The sequence below is a fragment of the Aureimonas phyllosphaerae genome, from assembly GCF_047943035.1.
Lineage (GTDB): Bacteria > Pseudomonadota > Alphaproteobacteria > Rhizobiales > Rhizobiaceae > Aureimonas > Aureimonas phyllosphaerae.
In genome coordinates, this window is record NZ_CP181348.1 from 1,526,354 (window position 1) to 1,547,406 (window position 21,053).

25 protein-coding genes and 2 riboswitches are annotated in these 21,053 nt (G+C 68.9%); of the genes, 11 read left to right on the forward strand and 14 right to left on the reverse strand.

Annotated features, from left to right (window positions below):
* Positions 1 to 51: 51 nt before the first annotated feature.
* Positions 52 to 115: riboswitch (Fluoride riboswitch) on the reverse strand.
* Positions 116 to 147: 32 nt separating this feature from the next.
* Complete coding sequence (locus ACLNGM_RS07075) at positions 148 to 951, reverse strand: substrate-binding domain-containing protein (RefSeq protein ID WP_019996258.1); 804 nt, start codon at positions 949 to 951, stop codon at positions 148 to 150.
* 188 nt (positions 952 to 1,139) lie between these two features.
* On the opposite strand from ACLNGM_RS07075, the gene ACLNGM_RS07080 reads away from it, so the two are divergent.
* The 5 genes from ACLNGM_RS07080 to ACLNGM_RS07100 are packed head-to-tail and all read left to right on the forward strand — an operon-like array spanning position 1,140 to position 4,467.
* Positions 1,140 to 1,556, forward strand: a complete 417-nt coding sequence (locus tag ACLNGM_RS07080; RefSeq protein ID WP_019996259.1) for a nuclear transport factor 2 family protein — start codon at positions 1,140 to 1,142, stop codon at positions 1,554 to 1,556.
* Positions 1,557 to 1,577: 21 nt separating this feature from the next.
* Positions 1,578 to 2,093, forward strand: coding sequence for an RNA polymerase sigma factor (locus tag ACLNGM_RS07085; RefSeq protein WP_019996260.1), 516 nt, complete (start codon positions 1,578 to 1,580; stop codon positions 2,091 to 2,093).
* Positions 2,090 to 2,902 (forward strand): anti-sigma factor family protein, encoded by an 813-nt coding sequence (locus ACLNGM_RS07090; protein ID WP_019996261.1) that lies wholly within the window; start codon positions 2,090 to 2,092, stop codon positions 2,900 to 2,902. Before ACLNGM_RS07085 ends, ACLNGM_RS07090 begins: the two co-directional genes overlap by 4 nt.
* A 9-nt stretch (positions 2,903 to 2,911) precedes the next feature.
* Positions 2,912 to 3,811: a LysR family transcriptional regulator gene (locus tag ACLNGM_RS07095; RefSeq protein ID WP_019996262.1), complete on the forward strand. Its 900-nt coding sequence runs from the start codon at positions 2,912 to 2,914 to the stop codon at positions 3,809 to 3,811.
* Positions 3,808 to 4,467 carry a uracil-DNA glycosylase gene (locus ACLNGM_RS07100; protein WP_019996263.1) on the forward strand — a complete coding sequence of 220 codons (660 nt, stop codon included), beginning with the start codon at positions 3,808 to 3,810 and terminating at the stop codon, positions 4,465 to 4,467. The genes ACLNGM_RS07095 and ACLNGM_RS07100 overlap by 4 nt, the downstream gene beginning before the upstream one ends.
* Positions 4,468 to 4,570: 103 nt before the next feature.
* Here the strand turns inward: ACLNGM_RS07100 and ACLNGM_RS07105 are convergent, their stop codons facing one another.
* On the reverse strand, positions 4,571 to 5,722 hold the full coding sequence (locus ACLNGM_RS07105) for a TDT family transporter (protein WP_019996264.1): 1,152 nt from the start codon (positions 5,720 to 5,722) through the stop codon (positions 4,571 to 4,573).
* 230 nt (positions 5,723 to 5,952) lie between these two features.
* Between ACLNGM_RS07105 and ACLNGM_RS07110 the strand changes: the two genes are divergently transcribed.
* A complete protein-coding gene (locus tag ACLNGM_RS07110) occupies positions 5,953 to 6,357 on the forward strand; it encodes a DUF305 domain-containing protein (protein WP_040408462.1) in 405 nt (134 codons plus the stop codon).
* Positions 6,354 to 7,736 carry a YncE family protein gene (locus tag ACLNGM_RS07115; RefSeq protein WP_019996266.1) on the forward strand — a complete coding sequence of 461 codons (1,383 nt, stop codon included), beginning with the start codon at positions 6,354 to 6,356 and terminating at the stop codon, positions 7,734 to 7,736. Before ACLNGM_RS07110 ends, ACLNGM_RS07115 begins: the two co-directional genes overlap by 4 nt.
* A gap of 325 nt (positions 7,737 to 8,061) precedes the next feature.
* On the opposite strand, the gene ACLNGM_RS07120 is transcribed toward ACLNGM_RS07115, so the two are convergent.
* On the reverse strand, positions 8,062 to 9,153 hold the full coding sequence (locus ACLNGM_RS07120) for a molybdopterin-dependent oxidoreductase (protein ID WP_416357768.1): 1,092 nt from the start codon (positions 9,151 to 9,153) through the stop codon (positions 8,062 to 8,064).
* Between the two features lie 224 nt (positions 9,154 to 9,377).
* Positions 9,378 to 9,452, forward strand: a riboswitch (Fluoride riboswitch).
* Between the two features lie 86 nt (positions 9,453 to 9,538).
* On the opposite strand from ACLNGM_RS07120, the gene ACLNGM_RS07125 reads away from it, so the two are divergent.
* Both ACLNGM_RS07125 and ACLNGM_RS07130 read left to right on the forward strand, forming a co-directional pair.
* On the forward strand, positions 9,539 to 11,383 hold the full coding sequence (locus ACLNGM_RS07125; RefSeq protein WP_019996269.1) for a DUF190 domain-containing protein: 1,845 nt from the start codon (positions 9,539 to 9,541) through the stop codon (positions 11,381 to 11,383).
* A 44-nt stretch (positions 11,384 to 11,427) separates the two neighbouring features.
* A complete protein-coding gene (locus ACLNGM_RS07130) occupies positions 11,428 to 11,865 on the forward strand; it encodes an EamA family transporter (protein WP_019996270.1) in 438 nt (145 codons plus the stop codon).
* Between the two features lie 659 nt (positions 11,866 to 12,524).
* Here the strand turns inward: ACLNGM_RS07130 and ACLNGM_RS07135 are convergent.
* From ACLNGM_RS07135 to ACLNGM_RS07150, 4 genes are read right to left on the reverse strand one after another with little or no spacing between them, the layout of a single operon-like run.
* Positions 12,525 to 12,998: a hypothetical protein gene (locus ACLNGM_RS07135; RefSeq protein WP_019996271.1), complete on the reverse strand. Its 474-nt coding sequence runs from the start codon at positions 12,996 to 12,998 to the stop codon at positions 12,525 to 12,527.
* Complete coding sequence (locus ACLNGM_RS07140; RefSeq protein ID WP_416357769.1) at positions 12,995 to 14,830, reverse strand: MobA/MobL family protein; 1,836 nt, start codon at positions 14,828 to 14,830, stop codon at positions 12,995 to 12,997. Before ACLNGM_RS07140 ends, ACLNGM_RS07135 begins: the two co-directional genes overlap by 4 nt.
* Positions 14,827 to 15,321 (reverse strand): hypothetical protein, encoded by a 495-nt coding sequence (locus ACLNGM_RS07145; RefSeq protein WP_026358495.1) that lies wholly within the window; start codon positions 15,319 to 15,321, stop codon positions 14,827 to 14,829. Before ACLNGM_RS07145 ends, ACLNGM_RS07140 begins: the two co-directional genes overlap by 4 nt.
* Entirely contained in the window at positions 15,318 to 15,551 is a 234-nt protein-coding gene (locus tag ACLNGM_RS07150) for a hypothetical protein (protein WP_019996273.1), read from the reverse strand. The genes ACLNGM_RS07145 and ACLNGM_RS07150 overlap by 4 nt, the downstream gene beginning before the upstream one ends.
* 299 nt (positions 15,552 to 15,850) lie before the next feature.
* Between ACLNGM_RS07150 and ACLNGM_RS07155 the strand changes: the two genes are divergently transcribed.
* Both ACLNGM_RS07155 and ACLNGM_RS07160 read left to right on the forward strand, forming a co-directional pair.
* Positions 15,851 to 16,123: a hypothetical protein gene (locus tag ACLNGM_RS07155; RefSeq protein ID WP_019996274.1), complete on the forward strand. Its 273-nt coding sequence runs from the start codon at positions 15,851 to 15,853 to the stop codon at positions 16,121 to 16,123.
* Positions 16,120 to 18,234 (forward strand): DotA/TraY family protein, encoded by a 2,115-nt coding sequence (locus ACLNGM_RS07160; RefSeq protein ID WP_019996275.1) that lies wholly within the window; start codon positions 16,120 to 16,122, stop codon positions 18,232 to 18,234. The genes ACLNGM_RS07155 and ACLNGM_RS07160 overlap by 4 nt, the downstream gene beginning before the upstream one ends.
* Positions 18,235 to 18,313: 79 nt before the next feature.
* Here ACLNGM_RS07160 and ACLNGM_RS07165 read toward each other — a convergent pair whose 3' ends face one another.
* From ACLNGM_RS07165 to ACLNGM_RS07195, 7 genes are all read right to left on the reverse strand, one after another.
* The gene (locus ACLNGM_RS07165; RefSeq protein ID WP_019996276.1) at positions 18,314 to 18,463 is read right to left on the reverse strand and encodes a hypothetical protein; all 150 of its coding nucleotides are present in this window, start codon (positions 18,461 to 18,463) and stop codon (positions 18,314 to 18,316) included.
* A gap of 169 nt (positions 18,464 to 18,632) precedes the next feature.
* The gene (locus ACLNGM_RS07170) at positions 18,633 to 18,905 is read right to left on the reverse strand and encodes a hypothetical protein (RefSeq protein WP_019996277.1); all 273 of its coding nucleotides are present in this window, start codon (positions 18,903 to 18,905) and stop codon (positions 18,633 to 18,635) included.
* Between the two features lie 59 nt (positions 18,906 to 18,964).
* On the reverse strand, positions 18,965 to 19,147 hold the full coding sequence (locus tag ACLNGM_RS07175) for a hypothetical protein (protein ID WP_019996278.1): 183 nt from the start codon (positions 19,145 to 19,147) through the stop codon (positions 18,965 to 18,967).
* A complete protein-coding gene (locus ACLNGM_RS07180; RefSeq protein WP_019996279.1) occupies positions 19,144 to 19,581 on the reverse strand; it encodes a hypothetical protein in 438 nt (145 codons plus the stop codon). The genes ACLNGM_RS07175 and ACLNGM_RS07180 overlap by 4 nt, the downstream gene beginning before the upstream one ends.
* A complete protein-coding gene (locus ACLNGM_RS07185) occupies positions 19,581 to 19,850 on the reverse strand; it encodes a hypothetical protein (RefSeq protein WP_019996280.1) in 270 nt (89 codons plus the stop codon). Before ACLNGM_RS07185 ends, ACLNGM_RS07180 begins: the two co-directional genes overlap by 1 nt.
* A complete protein-coding gene (locus tag ACLNGM_RS07190; protein WP_019996281.1) occupies positions 19,847 to 20,236 on the reverse strand; it encodes a hypothetical protein in 390 nt (129 codons plus the stop codon). Before ACLNGM_RS07190 ends, ACLNGM_RS07185 begins: the two co-directional genes overlap by 4 nt.
* A gap of 90 nt (positions 20,237 to 20,326) precedes the next feature.
* Entirely contained in the window at positions 20,327 to 21,010 is a 684-nt protein-coding gene (locus tag ACLNGM_RS07195; protein ID WP_019996282.1) for a hypothetical protein, read from the reverse strand.
* Between the last annotated feature and the right edge of the window lie 43 nt (positions 21,011 to 21,053).

Sequence of the window (21,053 nt, forward strand, 5' to 3'; positions counted from 1 at the left end):
CTCCTATCGACATGGGTTCGCATGCTCGGAGAAATCCAAGCATGCGCCGCGGTTTCGATAGGAGTCATCAGCCCGACGCGGGCGGTTGTGGGGGAACCCCATCCCCGTAGCGATGAGACGGTAACGCGCTCTCGCGAGGTTGGGAAGTCACCGCTCCCACCCTTCCGTGCGCATCAAAGCCTGCGCCTCCGGTGTGACCAGGAATTCGGCGAACTCCTTCGCCTGCGGATCGGCGTCCGGAGCGACCGCAATGTTCAGGTCGCGCCAGATGCGGCGGTCCGTCTCGATCGGCACGGCGTCGAGCACGTCGGCCTTCGTCACCGTCCAGTCCGGCCACGTGATCCAGGCGTCCGCATCGAGATCCCCGAACGCCTTGAAGCTGGCGCCAGAGCCGGTGGAGAAGCTGACGATGTTGCGGCGGAAGCGCTCGATGTCCGACAGCCTGCCGAGACGGCCCGCCACGTCCTCCCAGGTTCCGGTGCCCGACGTGTTGGCGACGCCCGACCCTTCCGTGACGACAATCCGCATGCCGTCCTTCAGGAGGTCCTCGAAGCCCTGGATCCCCTTCGGATTGCCTTTCTTCACCGCGATCACGGTGGGACGGACGTAGATCGGCTGAACTTGGGTCGACGAGAAGGTCTTGTAGGTCTGGAGGAAGGCCGTCATCGACTGCTCGGACGTGCCCCAGATGATGTCGGCATCACCCTGGGCCTTCTTCGACCACGTGCCCTCCGGGCCGGCGGTGATCTCGACCTTGTTCCCGGTCTGCCGCATCCAAAGGTCGGCGACCTTCTGGAACGCCGTGTTGGGTCCGCCCGCACCGTAGAGGCGAACGACGCCGTCCTTCGGCTCGTGCCGGATGGTGGGATCGAACAGTTCGGTGTCGGCGGCCTGCGCGAAAGCGCATGCGGCAAGCACGGCGCCGGCAGCAAGAAGTGGAAGGCGGAACATCGGAACTCCTGGCGGTTTGCGTCGGGTGGTGGGTGCCCCAAAGACCGGGCGGTTCAAGAAAGGGACGCTGCCCGCCGGAGTTTATTCCGCGAGACGCACCCGAGATTTTTGCCAATCGCACGGGAATAAGGGATCGTCGGCAGCGTCTCGGCATGGTCAGCAATCTCCGACGTCGAGGACGAACACCCATGAAGACCCTTCTCGCCACCGCGGCCATGGCCGTGATCACGGCAACCGCAGCCCATGCCGGCCCTGCCGCCGACATGGCGCAGGCCCGCATCGCATCGATCGCCAAGGGGGACACCGCCGCAGTCGCAGGCGCCTACGGTGACGGCGCGACCCTTCATTGGGTAGGCGGCCCGCTCGACGGCACCTACAAGGGTTCCGAGATCAAGGCGGTCTGGGAGAAGTTCGCCAAGGCCCAGCCGAACCTGACCGCGAACGTCATGGGCGTCTCGGAGGCGATGAACCCGAAGGGTGCGACCGTCACCGCGAACGTCGTGTTCGCGGGCAAGGACAAGATTCCCGTGCGCTACGTCATGCTGTTCCGCGACGGCAAGCTTGCCGACGAGATCTGGCAGGTCGACCCGGCGCTCGCGAAGTAAGGCCGGGAAGCGAGGGCCGCCATGAGCGAGGATGAGATCGCACGGTTGGTGGAACCGCTGATCCCGGGGCTGCGGCGCTATGCCTACGCCCTAGTGCGGGACGCCACAGCCGCCGACGATCTCGTCCAGGACTGTTTGGAGCGCGTCGTCGGGCGCTGGCACCTGCGCCGCCCCGACGGCGACCTGCGCGCCTGGATCTACGCCATCCTGCGCAACCTTCACCTGTCGGCTCTGCGCCAGGGCCGCCGGCGCGGCGAGCACGTCGGGCTCGACGACATGGCCGAGCCGCCCGGAGTCGATGGCGGCCAGTTGGGCAAGGCCGAGTTCCGCGACGTCCTCGCCGGCCTAGAGACGCTCAGCGAGGAGCACCGCACGGTGCTTCTTCTCGTCGGCGTCGAAGACCTGAGCTACGAGGAGACCGCCAAGGTCACGGGACTGCCGATCGGAACCGTGATGTCGCGCCTGTCGCGTGCCCGGGAGCGCTTGCGCTCTTATCTCGACCATGGCGCGAGGCCGAACCTCAGGAGGGTCAAGTGAACCCGATCGATCTTCCCGTCGGCGAGGACGACCTCCAGGCCTATCTCGACGGGCGTCTCGGTGCCGAACGCGTCGAAGCGGTGGAACGCTATCTCGTGGACCACCCTGCGATCGCCGCCGACCTGGAGCGGGATCGCAGGCTGCTCGCCGAGTTGCGCGACCGCCTTGGGCCCAAGGCCGCCGAACCCATCCCGGCTCGCCTTCGCATCTCCAGCATCCGCGCCGGGGTGCGCCGTCGCCGGCTGCTTCATCTACGGTCGGTCGCGGCCGTCTGCGCCTGGCTCGCACTCGGCGGGCTCGGGGGCTGGATGGCGAACGGCATCCTCGGCGCCCCGAACGCCGAACCCGTCCGCACCGCCCGCATGGCGGACGACGCGATCGCGGCCTACCGCACCTTCGTGGTCGAGGTCGTCCATCCCGTCGAGGTCAGGGCCGACGAGGGAGCCCATCTCGTGGGCTGGCTGTCGAAGCGGCTGCGAACGCCGATCACCGTCCCAGACCTTACCCGGCTCGGCTACCGCCTGATGGGCGGCCGCCTTCTGCCGGGTCGTTCCGGTCCGGCCGCGATGCTGATGTACGACGATGACGCGGGCACGCGGCTGACGCTGTACGTCAAGACGGATGAGACGGAGGAGACGTCGTTCCAGTTCGTCGAGGAGGACGGCGTATCCGCCTTCCTGTGGCGCGACCGCGGCCTTGGCTATGTCGTGACGGCCGCGACAGCCCGCGAGGCGTTGATGCCGGTCGCCCGGCTCGTCTACGACGAACTGGAGCGACCGCCGGAGCCCAAGCCCGCGAACCAGCTTTGAGGAGCGCCCGTGACGCTGGAACAGCTTCGCATCTTCGTCGCGGTCGCCGAGCGCCAACACGTGACCGAGGCGGCGCGGTCGTTGAACCTCACGCAGTCGGCCACGAGCTCGGCGCTGGCCGCGCTGGAGAGCCGTCACGGCGTCCGTCTGTTCGACCGGGTCGGGCGCGGCATCGAGTTGACCGAGGCGGGACGGTTGTTCCTCCCGGAAGCGCGCTCGGTCCTCGCACGGGCCGCGGAGGCGGCCAAGGCACTCGACGATCTGACCGACCTTCGGCGCGGGCATGTCGCGCTGGCAGCCAGCCAGACGGTCGCCAACCACTGGCTTCCACCTCGCATGCGGCACTTCCGCGAACGCCATCCCGGCATCACCCTCTCCCTGCGGATCGCCAACACACTGGAGGTCAGCGAGGCGGTGGCCGCCGGGGATGCCGATCTCGGCTTCGTCGAGGACGAACTGCGCGATCCGCGTCTGCGCACGACCCGTGTCGCCGACGACCGGCTCGTTCTCGTCGCATCCCCAGGTGCTGAATCGCCCAAGGGCGCCCCGCCACGCGTCCCGGAGCTTGCAGGGGTGAGATGGGTCATGCGCGAGCCCGGATCCGGCACGCGTAGCATTCTGGAAGACGCGCTGCGGGGCGCGGGCATCGATCCCGCCGCATTGTCGGTCGATCTCGAACTCCCGTCCAACGAGGCCGTGCGATCAGCCATCGAGGCCGGCGGCGTCGTGGGCGTCCTGCCGCTCGCAGTGGCTCAGCCGGGACTGCGGAGCCGGACGCTGATCGAGATCGCCTTTGCGCTTCCCGCTCGCGGCTTCCATGCGGTGGAGATGAAGGAGCGCAGCCTCAGCCGAGCGGCATCGGCGTTCCTGCACGAGCTTCGAAACGACCATCCGGGTCCGGGCGCGTGACAGGCAACCAGAAGACGGGGCTGGATCGTCTCGTCATGCACATGGCCGCATCGGCCGGGATGCCGACCCTCTTCAATCCCTACGCCGACACGGACCCGGCGGTCGATGTTCCGGATGCCGCTTCGATCCGCTGCCGCAACCTTCGGCGATACCTCCATGCGTTTGCCGGACGGGACGGCATCGACCTATGGCTCGGTGAAGCGCCTTCGAGGTTCGGAGCCCGGCGCACGGGCGTGCCCTTCACGGGCGAAGGCCGACTGGTCGACCTCTCCTCGCGCCTTGCCATCGCACCGTTCGAGATCGCCACGACGGCCGACGCCTCCGCCGCACCGCCGTCCGGCACCTCGCGCCAGATCTGGGATGCACTGCCGGAACGGCTGCCCCTGTTCTGGAACGCGGTGATGCACCACCCGCACCGGACGGGGATACCCGTGCGCAACCGAACGCCGTCCCGGTCCGAGATCACTAGGTCTCGGGACACACTGGCGCTTCTCGTCGAAGCCATCCGACCCCGTCGCATCCTCGCCATCGGTCGAGTGGCGGAAGGCGCGAGCGAAGGGTTCGGCGTACCGGTCACCTACGTCCGCCATCCCGCCCAGGGCGGTGCGGCAAAGTTCCAGGCTGGCGCGGCTGCGTTTCGTTCTGAAGGGTCGTGACGACAGTCGGTTCTTGGCTGTGTCGGGAAGGACGCTCGCCAGCCCCGCCCGCATTCCTTCAGGGCGGGTTCCGAGGGCATGATCGGGTCAGCACAAAGGTGGATCAGCCGGCCTTGAGGCAGGGAGCGACGAAGAGGTCGCCGCGCCACGCGCCCCGGACCGTGCGCACCGCCACGATCGACCAAACCACGGCCAGAAGTGCGACCAGCGCCACGCCGAAGCCGTGGATCGCGGGAATGGGCAGGATGGTGCCGAGCTTCAGCGTCGTCACGGCGTAGACGCCGATCGGGAACGTGTAACCCCACCAGCCTAGATTGAACGGCAGGCCTTCCCTGACGTAGCGGACCGTGACCAGCGTCGCGATGGCGAGCCACCACAGGCCGTAGCCCCAGAGAAGCAGGCCGCCGACGAGGCCAACGCCCTCCATCGTCGCCCCGAAGCGGTCCAGCCCGTTGGCGGCGAGGATCGCGGGGGCGGCTCCGCCCAGCGTCATCAGGCCAAGCGCGCCGGTGCCGATGGGGCCGAGCGCCAGCCAACTCGACGAGGCCATGGATGCGTGCGGCAGCTTATGGACGGCGAGCCGCAGAACGAGCACGACGAGGACGCTCATCGCGATCGGTACCGACAGGGCCCAGAGCGCGTAGGACAGCGTGAGGACGAGGAGCTGGCTCTGCGGGTCGGCGAGATGGGGTGCAAGCAGCCCGCCCGACACCGCGGCGACCTCGGCCGCCACCATCGGCAGAAGCCAGACCGCGGTCATCTGGTCGATCGAGTGGCTTTGGCGCGTGAACATCATGTAGGGGATCGCGATCCCGCAGGCCGCCGCCATTGCGACGTCGATCCACCAGAGCGTCTCGGCGATCCCGACCGCGGCGGAGCCGAAGCGCGGTAGTCCGAAGACGAGGAAACCGTTGATGATGGTGGCGAGCCCCATCGGAATGCAGCCGAAGAACATCGACACGACGGAATGGCCGAAGATGCGCTTGGCCCCGTCGAAGAAGAAGATCCAGCGGGCGGCGTAGAGCGCGGTGAACAGGGCGAAGAGCCCGATGTTCAGCATCCACAGCCCTTCCCCGATCGCATGGAGGACCGGGACCGCGGTCCCGAACTGCGCGAGCGCGATGGCCAGGATGCCCGTCCCCATGGTGGCGGCGAACCAGTTCGGGGTGAACTGGCGCACCACCTCGCGGGGGCTGTCGAGGCGCGACAGCGGGTGGAGGCCGAGCGAGACGGCACGCATCTGTTCGAAGGTCATGGGCGGAGGTCCTTTTTCTGCTCAGACCATGCGCGGCGGCGACGGATTCATCCAACGCGTTGTTCCGGTCTTTCCGATCGGTTGCATCGATCGGTTGCTTCCAGCGTCGGACCGGCAGCGGCGGACGCGCTCTCGGCTCCGCGTCGCGGAAAAAAGTCGCGACGTCGGGAATGAAAGCGTTCGCCGAGCGTCTTCCCTTCCAGCCCGTGCTCGGAGGAAACGCCAGCCCCATGTTGAAGACGCTCCTCCTCGCCCTCGCCTTCGCCGGGATGTCATTGACTTCGGCCGAAGCGCAGGACGCTCGTGCCCATCAGCATGCGACGATGGCACCAGCCTCGCCCGACGGCTCGCCCTATGCGCAAGCGACCGCGGCGGCGATGGAGACGATGCACGCAGGCATGATGTCGGCGCCGGTGACCGGCGACCCCGATCATGACTTCCTGTCCCAGATGATCCCGCATCATCAGGGTGCGATCGACATGGCGAAGGCTGTCCTCGGATCGACCGAGGACCCGGCGATCCGCAACCTCGCCCAGTCCATCATCACCGAACAGACCTACGAGATCACGCTGATGCGCTCGATGCTTGCCGCATCAGCCGACACCGCGAAACCCGTTCCGGAGACGACCCCATGACCCGCACCGCCATCCTCGCCGCCGCGCTCGTCGTCTCGACATCGGCCTTCGCGCTGCCTGCCGCCTCCGATCGCGTCTATACCGCCGACCAGAACTCCAACACGGTGTCTGTCATCGACCCCGTCGGGAACACGTTGCTCGGCCAGATCCGCCTCGGCAATCCACGCCCGGACGTTCTGAGCCCGCTCTACAAGGGCGAGGTCAACGTCCACGGCCTCGGGTTCTCGCCGGACCACAAGACGCTCGTCGTCGTCTCGACCGTCACGAACTCCGTCACCTTCATCGATACGGCGACCAACGCGGTGAAGGGCACGACCTATGTCGGGCGCAACCCGCACGAGGCCTTCTTCACGCCGGACGGCGCGCAAGTCTGGGCGACGGTGCGCGGGGAGGACTACCTCTCGGTGATCGATGCCGCGACCTTCAAGGAAACAGGTCGCATCCCGACGACGAGCGGTCCGGGCATGACGAAGTTCTCCCGCGACGGCAAGTTCGCCTTCGTCGCGAACTCGTTCAATCCGGTGCTGGAGGTCTTCGACGTCGCGAGCCACGCGCTCGTCAAGCGCATTCCTGTCGTCTCGCCCTTCGTGCCCTTCGTGCAGGTCAGCCCCGACGGCAGCGACGTCTGGCTGACGCACAAGGACGTCGGCAAGGTCACGCGCGTCGATGCTAGGACGCTCGAGGTGAAGGAGGTCATCGACAGCGGGCCGATCTCCAACCATCTCGGCTTCGGCACGGTAAACGGGGAGACGCTGGTCTATGTCACGATCGGCGGCGAGAACGTCGTGAAGGTCTACAAGCCCGGAGAGAAGACAGAACTCGTCGCAACCATTCCGGTGGGCGCCCTGCCTCACGGCATCTGGGGATCCGACGACGGCAGCCGTATCTTCGTCGGGCTCGAGAATGACGATCGGGTCGATGTGATCGACACGGCCGAGCAGAAGGTCGTCGCCGAGATCCCGATCGGACAGGCCCCGCAGGCGCTCGTCTTCGTGCCGGGCGCGGTCCCGGATGGTGCGGGCACCGAGAACCTTGTGCCGCTGAAGGCGGGTCCGGAGAACCTAACGCTTTCGCTGAAGGCGCCTGAGGGGGCCACTGGCTCCGGGATGGTCGTGTCGCGCAATCTCGGGCTCGTCGACGCGATCGATGTCAGCGTCGCCAAGCTGAAGCCGATGACGGAGTACGGCGTCTTCTTCGAAGGACAGGACGAGCCCGTCGTGGTGCTGAAGACCAACGACAAGGGAGCCGGCATGGCCTCCAGCATCGGCCCGGTGCGCACGCTTGCCGTCCCGGGGGAGCCGACGGCGGGGGAGGAGCCGCGGCTGGTCGTGGTCGAGGGTCTGAAAGCCACCGCCGCCCCGGTCCTCAGCAGCCGCTAGAAGGGTGGACCAGCATTGCATCGCTAGCGAAGCGTCATCCACAGGACGACGCAGACCGCCAGCAACGAACCTGCGATGAGAAGCCATGTCAGACCCGAGCCTACGGTCGATCGGGACGCGCCTCTGGCTGCGGCCTTCCGATCTTCAATTTGGGCTAGCTCCTTCATCTCGAGCCCCTCCGGATCTTCCCAGCCGTCTGGTTTGCTCATGACAGTTCCCCTCATCATACGGTCCGCAGGTCTCCAACCCACCGCATCTCGGTCGGCGCTTTTCTCTGCCCAAGCCAACCGGATGCGTTGAGTTGTAATTGTCAGAGCCCGAGAGCTTAGCCGACGCTGACCGAGACGCGATGCCATGAATTGGCGAGGTAGCCCTTCCAGTTCCAGATCCTCGCGATGTCCTCGGGTTGCGAACCGCCGACCTCGTCGAAGGAACGGACGTCGAGCTGGTGCTGACCGGCCGGCAGGTCGAGGACAACGGACCAGAAGACCCACGCCCATTGAGTATCGGCCCGCTTGTCGATGGCGGCCTCGTGCCAGTTCTCGCCACCGTCGTAGGAGACCTCGACCTTCGCGACGCCATTTTGCGTCCCGATCGCGTAACCCTCGATTGTCGTCGTTCCCGGCCTCAATGTTGCCCCGGCCGCCGGCATGCAGATCGCGGAATTCAGCGGCATGTCGTTGATGACGACGTTCGGGTCCTTGTCGGCCGTTTCCTTCGTCGTCGTCGGGGGAAAGAGCCGATACTCCTTGCGCTGGATCGGGGTATCGGCCTCTTCGTCCTGCACCATGATGGAGGCCAACCATTTGGGGCTGCGCGTTCCCGCATAGCCGGGTACCACGACGCGTAGGGGAAAGCCGTGCTCGGCCATCAACGGCTCGCCGTTCATGGCCCATGCGAGGAGCACGTCCGGCGTCATCGCCTTCTCGAGCGGGATCGAAACGCCGTAGTCGAAGCGGTCATCCTTCATGACCACCTCGTCGTGAGCGGAGAAGGCGACGTGCAACCCGCTACCGTCTTCGACGCCGGCAGCGCTCAGGACGTCGGCAAGTGAAACGCCTGTCCACTCCGCATTGCCGATCGCTCCGGGACCCCAGAGATCACCCTCGACATACCCGACGTCGACCATGTCGGCCCGGCGGTTGCCGGCGCACTGCATGACGGCCATCACCTTGCGCTCGGGAAAGCGTGACTTGAGATCCGAGAGCGACAGCTCGATGGGCGCTCTCACCTTGCCGCCGATCGTCAGCCTGTAGCCCGCCTCCTCGATCGTCGGCACGGTGCCGTGGTCGCGGATATAGAACTCGGCCTGGGGCGTGACGAAGGCGGACCGGAGCTTGGCGATCGGCGTCTCGGCGTTCAGGGGAAGCTTGCTGTGGACGAGCAAGTCGCTGGAAGGCTCGGAGGGTGCCGCCATGGTCGCCGACGCCGAAGCGGCGGAAGCGGGCCATGTCGTACGAGCCACTGCGATGGAACTTGCCCCCTGGAGCACGGCGCGTCTTGTGAGCATGGTGACATCTCCGAGGGCGCAGGAAACTGCGTCAGGAGAGAGCAACATTCCCTTCGCCTACCAGTTCCCCGTTGGCGTATCTCGCGACGCACGAGGCCCGCGTTGACAATGCTCGCGGCGATCACGTAGACGTCATGAACGGCAATGGATTCTGCCGGGCCTCGCGCCGAACCGCTCCCCGATGGGCTGATGACTCCTACTCCACCCGCAACACACGCGGGCGAGTAGTCATGTCCGGCCCGTGTTTCCCGACACTCCGTCTGATCGCTCCGCCCTCATCCGGAGCCAGACCATGCCGCCCAACGCCCTCGCCAACCGAACCCTACAGGCGTTCGCTCTCGCCCGATGGGTGCTCTTCGTCCTGCCGATGGCGGCCGCCGTCGGTTCGGCCTGCGCCTTGTTCCTGTGGGCGCTCGACGTCGCGACGCGCACGCGCTTCGACAACCCGGTGCTCCTCTACTGGCTGCCCGTCGGCGGTCTTGCGGTCGGCCTCGTCTACCACTGGTTCGGCCGCTCGGCCGAGAGCGGCAACAACCTGATCGTCGAGCAGATCCACGAGCCCGGCGCGGGCGTGCCCTTGCGCATGGCGCCGCTGATCCTTGTCTCGACGGTCGCCACGCACCTGTTCGGCGGCTCTGCCGGACGCGAGGGCACGGCGGTCCAGCTCGGCGGGAGCTTGGCCTCCGGCTTCGGCAAAGCTTTGCGCCTCGAGTTGGGCGAGGTTCGCCTCCTGCTCATGGCCGGCATCGCGGCGGGCTTCGGTGCGGTGTTCGGCACCCCCATCGCCGGGGCGGTGTTCGCGCTCGAGGTGCTGACCGTCGGTCGCATCCAGTACGAGGCGCTGGTGCCCTGTCTCGTCGCGGCAGTGGTCGGAGATTGGGTCTGCCTCCAATGGGGGATCGAGCACACCCACTTCCTGATCGGGTTCGGTGCCGACGGGCCAGGGTTCCGGCTCGATATCCTCTTGTTCGCCCAAGTTGCGATCGCGGGCGTCGCGTTCGGGCTCGTCAGCCAGTTCTTCGCCGAAAGCCTTCACGCCGTGCAGGGGCTGGTGAAGCGCGTCGTGCCGTTCGCGCCGCTGCGCCCTGTCCTCGGCGGTCTTGTCCTGATCGCGCTGGTCCATGCGCTCGGCACCCGCGAGTATCTCGGCCTAGGGGTCTGGTCGCCGAACCCGGCCGACGTGACGATCTCCGGCTTCTTCGATCCCGCCCGTTCCGATGCGTGGGCCTGGGCCTGGAAGCTTCTGTTCACGGTCGTCACGCTCGGCTGCGGGTTCAAGGGCGGCGAGGTCACACCCCTGTTCTTCATCGGCGCCGGCCTCGGGGCATCGATCGGCCACACGATCGGTGCGCCGGTCGACCTCTTCGCCGGGATCGGCTTTGTCGCCGTATTCGCAGGCGCCTCCAACACGCCGATCGCCTGTACCATCATGGGCATCGAACTCTTCGGCGCCGACAACGCCGTCTACATCGCGACCGGATGCTTCCTCGCCTACGTCTTCAGCGGCCATTCAGGCATCTACCTGTCCCAGCGCGTCGGGGTGCCGAAGCTCGACCACGGCTTCGTGCCCCCCGACGTGTCGCTGCGCGAGGTGCGCGCCCTGCCGCGTCCCCGCCCGAACGTGTCGCTGCCCCGCCGACGCGCCCGTCCGGGTGTCGTCGTTCCGATCGTCTCTTATGCCACCGAAGGAACCACCATGACCGACACCCACTACCTCATCCCGAGCGACGTCGGGATGCTGCGCATCTACCTGAGGCCACGCGACAAGGCGCCGGGATCGGGGCGCTTCGCCTCCTGGGGCGCCAAGCCGCTCTATCGTGAACTCGTGCTCCTGGCGAAGAAGGCGGGCATCGTGAACGCGGTCGCCCACCACACGCACTACGGCTTCAGCAACCACGGCCCCGTGCAGCCCGAGGGTAGCGAGACGCCGAACCCCGAGCTGACGATGTGCGTCGAGCTGGTCGGCCATCGGCCGGACCTCGAGGCGTTCTGCCGACATCACGGCGCGCTGCTGCGCGACAAGGTGATCGTGTTCAAGCATATCGAGCGCTGGACGGTCGGGGCGGGCGACGGCGCGCTCGAGGAGAAGACGCCGGCCCCCGAGACCGACGACGTGGCCGTCGCCCGCGTCGGATAGCGTGTTCCGCAACGAAGTCCCCGTCTCAAAAGAGGAGTCACATCATGAAACTCGCTCTTGCCTCCTGGCAGTTCTGGGCACTGTGTTCGGCGGGGTTCGCCGCCCTGACCGCGATTCTCGCCAAAGTCGGCGTCGCCAACATCGATTCCGATTTCGCGACGCTGATCCGCACCGTGGTGATCCTGTTCGTTCTTGCCGGCATCCTGGCCGTTACCGGGCGTCTGCAATGGCCGGGGGCGGTGTCGGGACGGACCTACCTGTTCCTGGTCCTTTCCGGGCTGGCCACGGGCGGCTCGTGGCTCTGCTACTTCCGCGCCCTGAAGATGGGCGATGCGGCCCGCGTCGCACCGATCGACAAGCTGAGTGTCGTTCTGGTGGCGATCCTCGGCGCACTGTTCCTCGGCGAACGGCTATCTGGCCCGAACTGGTTGGGCGTCGGGCTCATCGCGGCGGGGGCCGTGCTGGTCGCGTACCACGGGTGATGCTTCCGTTGCTGCAATTGAGTTGATGTCAGGTAGTCGACCGACACTCCCTTAAATTGGGCAGGAAGCTTTTTACTCAGATGCGTCACTGAGAGGTACGTTACGCTGACTAAAATCCGGCGTCCGCGTCATACTGATGGTGTGCGACATTAACCGGACCGCTTGTCAACAATTTGCGGCGTAGAAGGACGTTGCACGGACGACCGGCAGATGCCCCCTGGCGAAGCCGACGCAGGACTCAGAGCACCGGAGCGGCCGGCACGGCTGCGGGAGTTCTCGGCTGCGAGACCGGTTCTCGGGGTAGCCGCAGGAGCGCCGCCGCAGACAGGCGCGGGACCGACTGCCCCCGGCGAGCAGGCAATAGTCCCGTGAGGGGCCTCCCCCGTCCCGCCGGCCCCTAGGCGGGGCGCTGCCCGGCACGAGGGCGGCGGGGACCGCGAGGACGTGCCCGAGGCCGTCTGAAGAGGCCGGAGCGTTCTGGAGGCTTCTGTGCGAGCCGCCAGAACGACGAAGTGAGGTTGGGCGGCACATTCCTACCCCTTGAAACTTCCGTCGCTCTTAAGGGCCTTCCTGCGAGCCGCGAGAGCGGTGAGTCCTTGCCGGGCGGCATCGGACCACCCCGTCGAGTCCTTGCGGCGAGAGGGTGCCGGGCGGCCGTTTCAGATGCCCGCCAGACTGCGCTTGCCCATCCCGCGAACAGCGAACCCCCCGGCGAGGGTTTCGCTCCCCTCGACGGGTTCACCGGACACCGCGGCGAGAAGGCATCGGCCGCGGGCGCGCCAGTCCGACAGGCAGCGCTCCGGGGCGCGGTCGGCGGCGACGAATAGGCGCCGCCATGCCGACAGGTCGTCGTCGGCGAGCGTGACGAAAACCGCCTGTAAGGCGTCGTCGCGTGCCACCGTGAGGTCCCGGCCAAGGACCGCGCACCACGGCTCGCCCGGCTGGCGGGTCCGCCGCCACGGCCGGCCGGAGGTAGTGGCCTCGGCCTCACTACCGGCGAGGGTCCATGCGCGGAGGCGGTCGTCGTAGATGACCCACTCCGCAGCGGTGCGTCCGGCGGCACGCTCGCGGGTGTACCGCCGGAGCGCGACGGCATCCCGGCGAGATTCGAGGATGGCGGTCGCGCCGGTCACGTCGGCCGCCGCTCGTAGTCGTCGGCCGGGGCCGGGACGTCGGGCTGCGCGACGACGGTTGCCGCTTTCGGGTCTCGCTCCAACTCGACCTTCCCGAGCTTGCGGAAGGCCGGGAGCGAGGCCGTCACCTCCTCGCGGGCGGACTTGGCGAGTTCCGCCCGCTGGTCGTCGTCCAAGTGCGAGGCGACGAAAGCCCGGAGGTCGGGGTCCAGCTTGCGCAGCGCAGCCACGTCGCCGGCGGCGGCGGACAAGAGGACATCGGCCTCGCGGGTCTCGCTGCGCACCGCGCGGAGTTTCGTCGCGGTGTCGGCGACGGAACCGGACTCGGCTGCCCAGGCTGCCGCGACGGCGGGCGGCGGGACGTAGCCTGCGAGGTCGACGCCCTGGCGCTGGCACTCCGTCCAGAGTCTGGCCTGCGCTTCCGGAGGCCATGGACCATCGAGCTCAAGGGTGCTGCCCCAATCCTCGGCGGCCTTGCTCGCGAGGGCGCGCAGCGCGGCGTCACTGACCGGCCCGACGAGGTCCACGTGGTCGCCGGAGTCCAAGAGGCGGCTGCGTCCGCCGAGGCCGACGCGGACCCCGGCAGGCGACTCCACCACGTCGGCGAATCCGCGGCGCCTCCAGCGATCGGCGAGACTGATCGCCTCGTCCTCGGGCATGCTGCCCTTGCGGCGGCCCTTGCCCGGCTTCTTCGCCGCAGCGGTGCGCGCGAGGCGGTCGATGCCGTAGCCCGTCGACTCGCCGATGGCCTCGGCGAGGGCGGCGGCAGCCGGGCTGCGCGCCCCCCAGACGGTCACGGTGCCGGACTCGTCGTCGCTCTCGACCCATGCGCCGTCGCGGAGCAGCGCGCGGGTGCGGCGCGGGTCGCGCACATCGACCATGTAGAGCGCGGCTGCCGTGTCGGGCGCGAAGTCCGCGTCGGGGAAGCGGTCGCGGAGGATTCCGAGCTTGTAGTCCTGCTGGTGTGGGGCCTTCGTCTTGCGGTCGGGAGCGCGGGCGAATCCGCGTGCTTTCAAGGCCATGTCCATCTCCGTTCGGGTGAGTTCGTTGTCCAGCTTCTGGGTCTCGCGGATTCCCGCGACGACGGCGGTTCGTCGATCATGTCGATGCCGCGTTCGGACCGCGGCCATGCGGCGCTCGCCCATGGGCGGCTCGGGGGGCCGGGGATCGCCGCGGGCCGCATAGCTCCGGTGGTCCGCGCGCCGCTTAGAACCAGCGGCGCGAAGGTGCGCGTTGATGACCCCGGCGATGCGCTCGCGCTCGCGCGTCAGGGCATCACCTCGGGCGCCGCCGCCGTGGCTCCCGCCGGACGTCAGGAGGGCGTTGACGGCCTCGTTGCGTTTCGCCGCGAATCCGGTCGGGGACGCGGGGTCGAGCTTGCGGACCGTGAGGAGCATGTGGACGTGCGGCTGCTCGCCGCGATCGGCTGCACGCGGCTCGTGGAGGGCCACGTCGGCTACGGCCCCGACCGCGAGATAGGGTTCCGCAACGTCGGCGATGAACGCGCCCCACGCGCTGCGCGGAAGGTCCCGGGGGATCGCGACTTGGAGTTCGCGGGCGGTCTGGGCATCGCGGCGGCGCTCGGCGAGTTCGACGCGCGACCAGAGCTGTTCGCGGTCGAAGACCCAGGCGGGCGCCTCGGCGGGAGCCATGACGTAGGAATCAGTTACGGCGCGCTTGCGGGAGTAGTCCCACACCTGACCGGTGCGGGCGTCCGTCAGGCGGGCGGCGGCACGGTAGGCGGCGGCCGCGACCGCGCTCTTGCCGCGCGATCGCTGGATGACCGACGCCCGGATGTGGCACAGGGCCTCGTGGTCGCGGAGCGAGGTCATGGCGCCGCTTCGCGAAGATCGAGCCTACGGAGAAGCCCCTCGCCGGCCTGCGAGGCCGGGGTGAGCCACAGGCCGGCGGTGCCGACCTTCAGTGCGATGCGATCGCCATGCGCGATCGCGCGGACCCCGAACGATGCCAAGGACTCGTCCATCGACCGGACCATGTACCCGTGCCCGAGGCGCCAGTTGTACGTCAGGAGGTAGACGGCGCTGGGCCTCGGCTCGTTGTGCATGGACGCGATGCGGTTGCCGACGAGCGAAGGCAGCCCCGCCGCCATGAGCTCGGAGTAGGTCGGCCCGGTCAGGTACGTCGCGCCGGGACGTAGGGCGAGCATCCCCTCGGCCGTCCATTCCGGCGCTGCGGGGGCGGGCGGCATGGGCGCGGACATCGCCTCGATCGGCACGAGCTTGCCCCGGAAGACGTAGTCGGCGGCGCTCGTGGGCGGTGCGGTCATGAGGACTGCGGCAGCGAGGAGGAGCGCTGCTCTCATCGGTTGCCCCCTGCACCGTAGTCCAGCGCCGCGAGCGTGGCGTAGAGCCTCGCGCAACGAACGCGGTACTCGGGGTCTACGACGGCTGCGGCCGTCTGCACGTATGTTGCGGCCTCGGCGAGGTCGTCCGCGCTCGCGGTGCCGGAGGCCAGGAGGTCCGCCTGGTACTCGCAGGCGAGCGCGTAGCGCGACCGGGCCGCGTCCTCAAGTCTCGTCAGAATGTCGTCCATGTCGTCCCTCCACGCCGGCGACGGGGAGGACCAGCCCCGCAGGGCGCGACGTTCGCAGAACGTATAATCGCGCCCTTCGGGTTCTCCCGGTTTCCCCACGCAGAGCGTCAGGCGCCGATTTGCGCGACGCAAGCCGACGCCGAACCATGGCTGTCGGGCGCTCCGCGTGGGTGCCTGCGGGCCGCACGAAACCTCGCAAAACTGGCGGTTGGCCCGCTCGGAGCGGAAGAGTTTTCCGATCCGCGCTTCGGATTCCGCCGGCGGCGATGAGTCGATCGGCACGAACGGGAGGACACCGCATGGCACTCGACCTCAACCGGCTCGCGCAGAAGAAGGCGCGCCTCGAAGCGGCCCTCGCCAGCGCGGACACCGCGCTCCGGGAAGCTCGCCGCCGCGACGACACGAGGCGCAAGGTCGTCCTCGGCGGCGCCTTGCTCGCGGCGCTGCGCGACGGCACTGCGCCGGACTGGATTCTGTCGGCGCTGGTTGGTCGGATGCAGCCGCGGGACGCGGCCTTGTTCGCCGACATGGCGAGAGGTCCCGTGCCCGAGTTCGAGGGGGCGGGACAGTGAGCCCGGCTGACCTCCTGAAGGAACCGCCCGCGACGGACGTGGGGTGGCGGATCGTCACCACCATCCTGCCGCTGTCGTCGGACACCACGGCGTTCGCGACCGTCGTCCGCTACCTCTCGGCCGGCCTGCTCGTCGTCGCCTGCGGCGTTCTCTCCTACGCCCTGCTGTCCATGGTCCTGCGCGCGGCCGAGCGCGGCGAGGCGCTGTCCGAGCGCCAGTCGGGTGCGGCGGCGATGATCCGCGTCGTCCTGGGCCTCGGGTGCCTCGTGCCGGTCGCGGGCGGCCTGTCCGTCGTCCACTACGTGCTGCGGGACGGGTTCGCGCGGCCGGGCCTCAACATGGCGAACGCGGCCGCCGCCGGCGCGGCGGAGTACGTGCTGCGCGACGGGCATCCGCTCTCGCCCGTGTCGGCGAACGGCCGGGACGTCGTGCTCGCGGTGATCGAGTCCGAGGTCTGCGCGCAGGCCTATGCCGCCGCGCGGGCGAACCAGATGATCGAGGGCGACGGGGCGGCGGTGCTGCCCCCGCCGGCCGGCATGGATGTCGTCTCGCCGGCTCGTGCAAGCTGGTTCCCGTGGGGCGAGGACCAGCCCGCGCGGGTGACGGGCTACGCGTGGTCGTGGGGTCCGGCCTGCGGGTCGCTGTCGCTGTCGACGGCGGACGCGTTCGGCGCCGGAGAGTTCGGTCACGCGCGGCGTGCGGCGGTCGCCGCGGTAATCTCGGAGGCCCGCGCGATGGCGTGGATTCCGCGGCTCGCGGAGGCGGTCAAGACGCTGTCCGAGACCCATGTCGCGGGGCCGGACGCGGAGACGGCCTACGCGCGGCTCGGCTACCTTCGAGAGGGCGTCGATGCCGCGCTGCGCGAGGCCGGCGAGCGCTACGACCGGGGCCTGTCGGCGGTGGCCGCCAAGCTCTCGAACGGCGACGACGGCGACATGCGCACGCTCGTCCTCCGGGACATCGAGGAGCGGGGCTGGTACGCGCTTGGGAGCTACTACCGGACCTTGGCGCACTCGTCGCTCGTGTCCGCCGAGGCCGTCGCCGAACGCGCGGAACGCACCAAGCCGGACCCTGCGGCGTGGGAGACGCTGGACGGGGCGGTCGGAACTGCCCTTGCGACGTTGGACGGCCAGCTACGGCGTGGAACCGCGCTCGCCGCCCTCTCGACGAGCGAGGCGCTGACGGGGGACGCGGCGCAGGGAAGCAACCTCCTGTCGGCGGTCGTGGAGTCGATCACACTGCCCGTCACCGACTACCTGACGGGGTACGACGGCGTGCGCGTCGATCCCATGGGGGACCTGATGTCGCTCGGGTCCCTGCTGCTCGTGTCTGGGCAGGCAGCCTGGGCCACGGCGCTTGTCGCCTATAGCGGCAGCGCGGTGTTCGGCGGGATCGGCGGCGGCCTGCTCGACTTCGTGATGCTGGCTGGCTGGCCGCTGATCGCGGGCGCCGTCGTCGTCGGGGCGATGCTCTGCTACCTCGTGCCGCTCGTCCCGTTCATCTACATGACGTTCGCGCTGGCCGCATGGGCGTGGGAGGTCGTGAAATCGGCGATCGCGGTTCCGATATGGGCTTTCCTACACGTGAGGCTGGACGAGCCGGAGCTCGTCGGACAGGCGCAGCGTCAGGGCTACGTCTCCCTGCTGGTCGGCGTGATGCTCCGACCGATCGTGACCGTCGGCGCCTTCGTCGCCATGCACATGATGAACGCGGTGATCCTCAACGCCTTCCTGGAAGGCTACAACGCCGCCTTCAAGTCCTCGCAGGCGGGCCAGACGATCGGGGCGGTCGGGGTGATCGTGTCCGTCGTCGTGATGCTCTACGTCCAGTGGTCCATCATCCAGTGGTCGTACCGGATGGTCACGCAGATGCCCGCCAAGGTCGCCGAGTTCATCGGCTACAGCGCCTCGTCGTGGGGCGACGACGACGCCGGGAACACGGTCGTCGCCGGGGTCACGGGCGGCGCCCGCCACGTTCCGAAGCCGGGCGGCGGAGGGTCCGGCAGGACGGGCGGCGGGTCAGAGGACGGCGGGCACGGCGCGAAGGCCGGGATGAAGCTCGGGGCGAAGGCTGCGGCGACGGCGGCCGGCGGCCCCGGAGCGGCGGCCTAGGTGCTCGAGGACGCGGCAGACATGCGAAAGGGCGCCCCATGCGGGCGCCCTTCGTCGTTCCCGGCGAACCCTGCCGGCCTTAGCCGTAGAGGGCCTTCCAGACGGCGTAGACCACGACGGGGGCGCTCAGGAGCATGACGGGCGGCAGGGCCATCAGCCCCATGACCGCCAGCGCGCGGACCCAGCGGCTGCGGATGCCTGCGGTGATCTGGATGGCTGCCTGTCCCATGGTCGTTTCCTCGATCTGCTGGCCGCCCCGGCGGCCGTTCCGGCCTCGACCAGCGGCATCCCGGCCGGGGGTAGCTGCCTCGCCGACGTGTCGGCGACGCTCGCGCTTGGGCATCGGCGCCCGCGACCGAGGATGCCGTAGAGGCGTTACGGAACGGCGTCCAGGCGGCTTAGGATTCGATCGGATCGGGCTTGCTGACAGCAGGCAACGCGGCCCTGCGCTCGCGCTGGGATAGGGTCTGGGCCTCCGCGGTGTAGTGCCACGCGGCGATCCCGCCGACCATCCACCAGCCAGACTCCATCGCGTCATTCATGCTGCCCGTCCAGAACAGGAGGCCGCCGTAGGCGAGCGCGACGGTCCCGCCGAGGTAGCCCGCGGCGAGGACGAGGCGCCGCGTCCAGGGGCGGCGGTGGAGGGCGTTGGTCAGGACGATCGGCAGCATGGGGGGCCTCCTTGGTGGTCGAGAGACCAGCGTGCGGCGCGGCCGTTCGGGCGTCCAGGTCAGACTTCGTCGGCGAGGATTCCCGCCAGTCTCCATGCGACGGTGATGGCCTCGTGGCAACGCCGCCCGAGCGCGAGGTCGTCGTCCGAGGCTCCGGCCTCGTCGCGCAGCTTGAGATACGCGTCCTCGGCTTCGCGCATCTCCTGCCAGAGCGATTTCCGCAGATCGGAGTACGTGGTCATGAGCATCCTCCTGCGGCGAGCGCCGGATCGCGATGGACGAGCATCCAGGCATCGCGCGCGGCCCGCGCCATCGCGGCGCCGATCGTGTCCTCGATCGCGTCGGCCAGAGGCGGCATGTCGCCGCCCGGAACGACGGCCAGACCCTTCTCCACCGTCGCCCGCCAGCCGCTCGTCGTTGGTGCAACGGTGAGGAGCAGCCTCGGCCGCTCGCGGCCGGAGCCGTCGTCGTCCGCGTCGGCCTCGCGCGGGTCGGCGGCACCGACCATCGCGGCGCTCCACTCGCCGCCGGTCTCGTGCGTCCAGTGCGTGAGACGGAGGTCGGTGCGCACCGCGACGCCGAGGGCGACGGCGGCTGCCGCGGCATGGACGGGCGCCTGGCCGTAGCGGATGGCCAGCGCTTGGCGGATGACGGCGTCGAGTTGGTCGTCAGTCATCACATCACCCCTTCGAGAAGCGGCGTCCCGACCGGGGTCGTCTCCGCCTGGCCGCTGTGGAGCGACCAGCCCCGGCGGAGGTGCGTGGCGAGGGCCGCCCTCGCAGCCATCGGGGCGCCGGCGGACGCGAGATCCGCCAGTCGCTCGTACCCGGTCTCGGCCAGCCGGGCGGTCTCGTGGTCGGGCAGCGGCACGGTTCCGGCTTCGGCGCAGGCGCGCTCGTAGCCGGGGCGGTCGATGTACCTGAGGAGGTCTGCCGGCTTCGTCATCGTGCCGCCTCCTGCTCGCCCTGCTCCCACATGTCGGCGGCGAGGTCGCGCGGCTCCCAGAGGTAGCGACGGTAGAGGTCCATCTTCGCCGCGATGTCGTCGGCCCGGCTGACGACCGACACCGTGCCCGGCTGCCCGGCGGGCGGGTAGAACATCGCGACCGCCTCGCCGTCGTCCACGCACAGGTGGACGGTCCAGCCGCGCGGCACGCCGGCGACGTGCTCGACGGCGATGCCGGTCATCGTGTGGGGGTACGCGTCCGACCAGTAGCGCGCGTCCCGGGAGCGCAGGTTCACGCGCATCCAGTCGGACAGGCTGTCCCACTTGTCGGCATAGGGCGGCCGCTCGCCCTCGCCCGAGGGCGTCAAATCTCTCTCGATGTCCATAAGGGTCTCTCCGGGGAACCGCTCCCCACCAAGCCGCCGCGGTCGTCGCGGCGGCTTGGTGGGGAGCGGCGGGCCGTAGCCCGCCGGCGCCTAGCGCGCCTCCAAGGCCGCCTCGATCACCTCGTGGAAGATGCCGGCGAGCACAAACTCGTTCAGCCGCTTCCCGGCACCTGGTGCTTCGTCCCCGACCTCCTCGAACATGAGGGCGTACAGCCGTTCGACATGTTCCGATGCCATCGACCCTACCGCGGCCTCGACGGCCTCTCTGTCGCGCTGGGCCACCAGGACGTTCACGCGCGCCTGGAAGGTGTCCTCGTAGAGCGCCGCATCTGCGGGGGTCAGTTCCGAGAGGAAGCCCGCCTCGGCCAAGGCCGCGCGGAGTTCGGGCTGGTACGTCTCGTCCTCACAGTACGCGGCGTTGGAGGGGTCGAAGCCCTCTTCGTCGTAGCAAGCCGAAACCCATTCCTCGGCATCGCGCCCGGCCATTTCCGAGGCGGTCGTGTCGAGCCACTCCTCGCGCCAAGCTGCGTTCACGTAGCCAAGGTCGACGTCGGCGATAGCCGCTTCCAATGCCTGTCGGGCCTCCTCCCGCGACACGCCGAAGCGGGCCGCGAGCTTGTCGGCTTCGTCGGATGCATCACCGTCGAACTCGAACTGGACGAACTCCTCGACCGACGAGAAGCGGTCGTTGACGTAGGTTCGTCCGTTGGCATGCACGTCATCGTGCGCGGACAACGCGTATGCTGCCGCTACCTTCTCGATCGTCTTTTCCATGGGTCTCTCCGGGGAACCGCTCCCCACCAAGCCGCCGGGCCGA